At 45.1% G+C, this 6,697-nt stretch carries 4 protein-coding genes; all 4 read right to left on the bottom strand.

Annotated features, from left to right (window positions below; genetic code table 11):
• A partial coding sequence (locus tag BMZ28_RS17140; protein ID WP_139211656.1) for a hypothetical protein occupies positions 1-191 on the bottom strand: 191 nt, incomplete at its 3' end.
• Positions 192-222: 31 nt separating this feature from the next.
• Positions 223-3,225: a T6SS effector BTH_I2691 family protein gene (locus BMZ28_RS17135; protein WP_074825145.1), complete on the bottom strand. Its 3,003-nt coding sequence runs from the start codon at positions 3,223-3,225 to the stop codon at positions 223-225.
• 16 nt (positions 3,226-3,241) lie between these two features.
• On the bottom strand, positions 3,242-4,249 hold the full coding sequence (locus BMZ28_RS17130) for a DUF4123 domain-containing protein (RefSeq protein WP_083399715.1): 1,008 nt from the start codon (positions 4,247-4,249) through the stop codon (positions 3,242-3,244).
• A 30-nt stretch (positions 4,250-4,279) separates the two neighbouring features.
• On the bottom strand, positions 4,280-6,697 hold a 2,418-nt coding region (locus BMZ28_RS17125), incomplete at its 5' end, for a DUF2345 domain-containing protein (RefSeq protein WP_074825141.1).

Raw genomic sequence — 6,697 nt, 5'->3', positions numbered from 1 at the left:
CCGCTTGCATGTTGTAATGAGGTCGCCGCCGAACCACTTTCCCCTATCGCCGCTAGTCCCAGCGTAGCTAATGCCCCTAATCGGCGGTTTTCCTGATTTAGAAACAGGTTACTTTCGCTGGATATCACTTGCAAATTGGATATCATGCCGGAAAAGACCACAAATGAAGATTCCAATTTTTTACTGTCCATTATTTTTCCATTTATCATTAACTAACTCTGACTACATTCGCGGCCAACCGGTAAGACCAGGAATTTCCTGATTCATAGGAATCACCATCACGGGAACATCAACCTGCACCGGTGGCTCTTCAATCCCCAATATTTTCTTCAACGCTTTTTCAAATGCTTCCTGTTGAAGCTGCGGACGATCTTTATAATCCGTTACCCGTTTAAGGCCAAAGGCACTTTTATCAATCCACTCCTCCATTTCATCATCTTCCAGAAAATAGATCAGTGCGCTAATAGCCAATATTGCCAAAGAAATATAGATCCCTGCCCCCATCGCAATGGCCCTAAACAGCATTGTTCTGGCGGCTAAACCAACCACCTCTCGCTGTATCAATTTTTCAACTAATAAATCTGCCAGTTTGGTATTAACAAATACCTCCATTGCTGGCGTAGAATAGGTTAAAGCAGCTAATACCCCACTGGCCGATGAACCAATATTCCCCAACATTCTGGCTAAATATAAGGTAACAAGACCATAATTGTTTTTATTCGCATTCTTATCTATCTGACCTACATCACTACATGCGCTTAACACCCCAGCCCCGGCACTCACCACCGCGCCACTCACCTTCAACACTTGAAACAACGACGATTTATCCGTTGCAATCAGCTTAGTGGTCTGTGCCAATGTTTCAATCGTCGTTCCAACCACAGCAAATTTGGCGATGGTTAATTTATCCTGAAGCTGTTGATTATATGGGTCGTTTTTTAGCATCTCAGAAATATGCATCAGATTCCATACTTCCAGCACGGCCACTAAAAATGCCAGGCGAACGTCAATCACTCCATTACGTGCAGGAATGTTGTGATTGTTCGCTCTAACAGCGACGCCCGATCTCGAGGTACTGGCTTTAGTGCTGGCCTCCAATTCTGCAAAGGCTTTTTTTATTTCTGCAGATTCTGTCTTAATGCGCTTATCCACAACCTGACTGATTCCCTTCAGTTTTTTGATATAGGCTGCCCGACTATTTTTACGCATATCCCAAAGCTGTTTTACCACTTTATGAGAGGTTCCCACTGTAATCAGTGAGCCGACATGAAGAAGCTTCAGCAGCATTAACTCTCCCGATTTAGATATCGGCCCATAGCTGGCAAATAAAAAGCGAAAGCCAAAGTTAACCAACAAAACATCATTAACATATCTTATCGGCCGCCAGCTGGCGGGAAGTTGTTTAAAGCTTGGATCCTGATCAACCAATCTTAACTGAGTGTTAGCATATCCCTGAGCCTTTTTGTAGAGATCGGCAATCTTGCTCCATTTAACTTGAGATAGAATGGAATCTACCTCTCCTTCCATGACGTCATTTTCCCCATCAGCTTTATTTCTTTCACTCATTATAGAATCTATTTCAGCAACGACATCTAACTGATTAAATGCCAATACTCGCCTGAGGTAGTTTTTACCATTGCCTGATTCAGTACTATCCATCCACTCATCAATTAATGCCATTCCCGATTGAGTTGCATTAATCCCACTAATGGCTGCCGATATAACTTCTTTAAACTCAACGGCATCAGCAAGATCGCCGGTCTGTTCATCAATATTATCGTCATAATCATTTAAGACCTGTTCAAAACAGTTATCTTTTAACCATTTGACTATTTCCCCACAGCGTAGCTCCCCTAATTGAGCAATCTTTGCCTGTAAGCTGTCATAGTTCTGATTAAAGGTATTATATAGTCCGCTCTTATCTAATCTATTTTGATATTTCTTCCAGCGATCCATTAATATGAACTCTGCTGAAGTCATTCCCTGAGCCTTCTTTCTAACAACACTGTTATCAACCGATAATTTCAGCTCATTCAAACTTTTATTATAAGTTGCCTCGTTATCATTAAAAGATGACTCAAACGTAATCCTGTCTAGCTCTTTAAAAAAGAGTGGATCTACAGGCTCTTTCATCCAAATCTTTCTTAATTGAACTCTATTTAATCGACGAGTTTTATAAGGTTCATCTATTTCCGCTGCTTTTCCCTCGTCCATAATAGCGTCGTAGTTTTCCATGAGATCTTTCAAACTTCCAACGAGGCTATAGGCGTTATAATAATAAGCTAGCTCTTCCGTATACTGAGTCAGTTTTCCCGAGAGTTCATTATAGGAATCATTTAAGTCATGAATAATACCGATAGGATCATCTAACGCTATCAGAAGTGGTGCATTATCCCCTGATGTACATCGCTCTATTATTTCGAGCGTATTCGCAGCATTACCATGACGGGCTTTAACAAACAGGTGATGAGAGGTTATTGTTTCGACCTTTTCACTAATAAAACTAAAGTCGTCAGGCTGACCAGTTGTCAAGTTGAACAATTTATCCCGAGAAGCCAAAATCTCTTTTTTATTATCTCTGGTTAGTACCTTGGCATACGGTTCGGAAAGTCCATAATCAATATCTGGAAAACTGCCATAATCAAAATCCGAACAATAATCCAATACTGAATTCAAACTCTCTGCCGTTGCCTTAGCAATATCATCCTTATCTGATGGCGCCGTCCATTCACTCGATTTGATCTCTTTCATACGCAACCCTGGATCGGCCGCATATTTATTTAACGTATTTTCCGACCACTTATGTTCACTATAAGCGATCCAAATCTGTCCACATTTTTCCGGCTCACTAATACAAAAAAATTCCGTTCTGGTTGACTGATGACCGGGTGAACTACAATCTGACTGATCCTTTAATTTTGCCGCCAGAGCGCTAGGTTGCTTCCATAATGTGCCATCTTTAGCAACACTGAAAACACGCCATCTTTCCTGCTCTTCAAGATTAGGTAAATACAGATAAATAAAGCCCTGTCTTAAAACCCTTAAGGCATAATGATATTGCTCTTCATCTAATTGCGCCTGAAAACCTTTGCTGTTTGCCCAACCATGATCGGCCCAACTTGGCAGCTTTTGTTTAACTGACTTAGGCACTACCGCATAGCGAACGGGTAAAATCGCCAATCCTCTCGTCTGGCAATCACATACAAAACCTTTATCTTGACTCATCTTAATATCCCTTTAATCAATTCTTCATCAATAAGTCTGACAGCGAGCCATAGCTGGCAATACAATCATTTTGAATCATCGTCCATTCTGGCTGCGTTATGCCATGTATCAAGTCACGATAACGTACTGGCGAAGGCATTCCCGTAACGCGCAACGCCAATAACGGATGTTTATCAAAATAAGGATGAACCGTTAATGCCTTAATCGCTAAATCATTAATGTCATCATATGAATTGAAAGAGTAATGCTGTGTTCTTTCAAACAGTGGAAATAATATTTTTTGAACCTGAAGATCGCTAATCCATGGACGATTATCTAACTGACGATAAAAGCATAGACCTCGGTTAATCGCCCCTATCCAACTAATTTTTTTATATTGTTCCGGCGATAAACCTAAAGAATGCGCACCAAATAAAGTGGCTTCCGATGCAGGAAAAGTATAAAGCTCACCCTCACCAGTAATGATTGACCAATCATCCACCAAGCCAAATAAAATTCGTCTTTGAACCTCTGATAACAAGAACCAAAGTTGTATCATTACCGCAGGATCATATAAACGTAATAAAATCGTTTTATCCTCAGATAAACGTTGAATCGCTACACGTCCCATATATAAGGATAAATCTGTTAATTTAGTTGCTGTGGATGCTGATAGCCAACCACAAAATCGCCGACCTTCCCCCATTGCGATACGTTTAGGGTGTGTTTCAAATAATGATTCATAAACTGAATGGAAAAGAAGCTCGTTATCCTCTGGCTTATTTAAATCCAGCGATATAATAAAAGGTACTCTTGTTTTATCCACTGATGCATGGGGTATTAATACATCAGTGATAGCCTTATTCTCTATACGTTCATAAATCAAATCATCATCAATAAAATTACGTAAAAAAGGGTCCAACAAGAGATAGCACTGGTTAGAATGTCTGGCAAAATGCGCTTTCAATGCCTTCGTTATGACTAAAGCTTGATCATTGATTCCTGGTTGTTGGAATTTAGTTTTAATTATTGTTGTTGTTTTCATCTGCGAGTTTCAAAATTGTATAAGTTTAAATCAAAGCTCAACAGCAGCACTTTGCCCCTGAGAAGAACTTTCCTGCGATGGTTGACACCCTTCAGGTAGCTCAACAACCGTATCTAAACTTGCCGCTCCCATCTTCTGCAACGCAACCGACTTCACCACCACATTCTTCGGACAACCCAATTCAATCCCACCCTCTTTTAACTTGATATACCCCCCGCCGCAGTTCAGCACCAGCTCATTTTTAGCACTGATAATCACCTTGCCATCCACGCTGGTAATCTCCAGATCCTGCTTGGCCGCCAGCTGCATGGCATCATTCTGCGCCTGCACTTCGACTTTGCCCTGATTCGCAAACAGCTTCATCCCTGACTGGTGGGCAAACAGACTAATGGCATCCCCTGCCGCTATCGTCAGCTTTTTACCCACGCCGATATCGGCGTTGCTACCGGCGGTAAGATAGACATTACGCGATGCCGCCAACTGCATATCCTCACCGCTGGCAATACCGATGCCGTCCGGCGCGCTGGCCAAAATGACGCTGGCGGTTAAATCCTTTAGCCGCTGCTCTATCAACGTTTTCTGCGCCTCAATTTCGGCCACCAGCGCTTGTGCCTGTTCTGCCGCATGGCTCAACCCCTGCATTCGGGCGTGGGCGGCGGCCAGTTGTTCCATCGCCGGTGCCATCTCGCGCACCTCGCCCTGTGCCGTAGGTTGCCCATCAGCACTGATAAACAGCCCTTTATCCGCCCGAATTGCGCCCCATTCATCGCTGCGCAGCTCAAATCCTTCCCCACGCTGCTTACGCTCGCCGTCCACCAAATGACCAAGATTAAGCTGGGTTTTACCGTATTCGGTGGCGACTTTGATATGTTCTTTGCCGCGTTCGTCATCCATCCGCAGCTTGTTATTGGCCGGGGTGCGGATAACGTTGCGCTTATGGTTAACAGCAGTGACTAAATCCGGATGACGTGAATCGTGCATACCATGGGCGATATACGGCCGATCTGGATTCCCTTCAGTAAAGGCGATGGCCACTTCAGTACCGTCGATTAACGGAAAGTGCATACCGTAGGTTTCACCGGCGTACGGCTTAGCCAGCCGCATCCACAGGCTTTCTTCCCCTTTACGCCATGAGTCGTTCAGGTCGAAGTCCATCTTCACCCGATAACGCCCCTGCACATCCAGATAGCCGTAGGTGTCATTATCCGGGCTGGTCACCCGAGCAGGTAAAGTACCGCTAATGGTTGGCCAGGCTAAACGTTCCGGGCGATAAGGACGTAATACATCGTAAGGAATACCGGTAAAGCTAATGACATAGGCCTGCTGACGGTCACCGGCACTTTCCACCGAAACAATCAGAATACCGCTGCCCGCTTCATTTATCGGTGAGCCGGTCACGGTTAATATCTGGCCTGGTGCCAGATGAGATAAAGTGGTTTTACCGCGAATAGTGATTTGCTCGGTCATAAAACGCTGATGACGCAAGCGAGCATACCAAGCCCCTTGACCAACCCCATCGGGTTCTGCGGCACCGGATCCGCTACCGTTTTCACCCGCGCCGGTTAAACTATTAAGCAGTTCGCCACCTTTATCCGCTAATCCTCCCAGCGAACCACTGACGCTATCTATCGCCCCTTTGGCCTGCCCCGCAACATGCTGTGCCGCGCCGCTAACCGCTGAACCCACGGAACTGGCAGCAGAACTGACCGTTGAACCAATATCACCAGTCACACCACCTACCGCGCCCCCCACGGAACCGGCAATGCCACTGAGCTGGCTGACGCCGGGAATATCCCCCAGACCGCCCGGTAGCATATTACTAAACTGGCTTAACAGGTCATCCTGAGCATTGCCGCTGCCAACAACCTCGCCTTTATCCCGGTAGTGCTCGCCGTAAAGATACTGACGACCGCGGGTGGTGTTATCTTTCTGGGCACCGTTGACCTCGGACTTCATTCCGGTCTGGGCGTTACGGTAGTTATAATCTTGAGTTAATACGCTTTGTGGCACGGTCTTGCGGGAAATCGACATCTCCCATACCGACTCGATACCGTTATCGTTATTGCCCGATGGCTGACGATAGCTGGCGGTCGGGCCGTCCTGATATTGCTGTTCTGAATCGCCAAACACCACCACATCGCAACTGTGTTTGGCATGGCTTTCAAAACGAAACCAGATACCGCTGTCCGCCAGCAGACGGCGAATAAAGGCTAAATCGCTCTCCTGCCACTGAGTAATGTACTCTTTAGTTGGATAGCTTTCATTGAGCTCAAAGCGAAAGTCTACGCCGGTTAGTTCATGATTTCGCAGTACCGCTTCTACCACCTGAGGGATGGTTTGGTTCTGGTAGATGGCACTGTTCAGGGTGTTATCCAGCAGCGCCAGTCGTGGGGATAAAGTGATTTCATAGCGGGCTTCATCGGCAGAAGTGGACAATTGACTAAAAGC

Source organism: Pragia fontium DSM 5563 = ATCC 49100 (assembly GCF_900112475.1).
Taxonomy (GTDB): domain Bacteria; phylum Pseudomonadota; class Gammaproteobacteria; order Enterobacterales; family Enterobacteriaceae; genus Pragia; species Pragia fontium.
This window is presented reverse-complemented; position numbering and strand designations above follow the sequence as displayed.

Excerpts from the sequence above, each read along its gene's own strand:
- BMZ28_RS17135 (WP_074825145.1), bottom strand. The coding sequence starts at position 3,225 with ATGAGTCAAGATAAAGGTTTTGTATGTGATTGCCAGACGAGAGGATTG.
- BMZ28_RS17130 (WP_083399715.1), bottom strand. The coding sequence starts at position 4,249 with ATGAAAACAACAACAATAATTAAAACTAAATTCCAACAACCAGGAATC.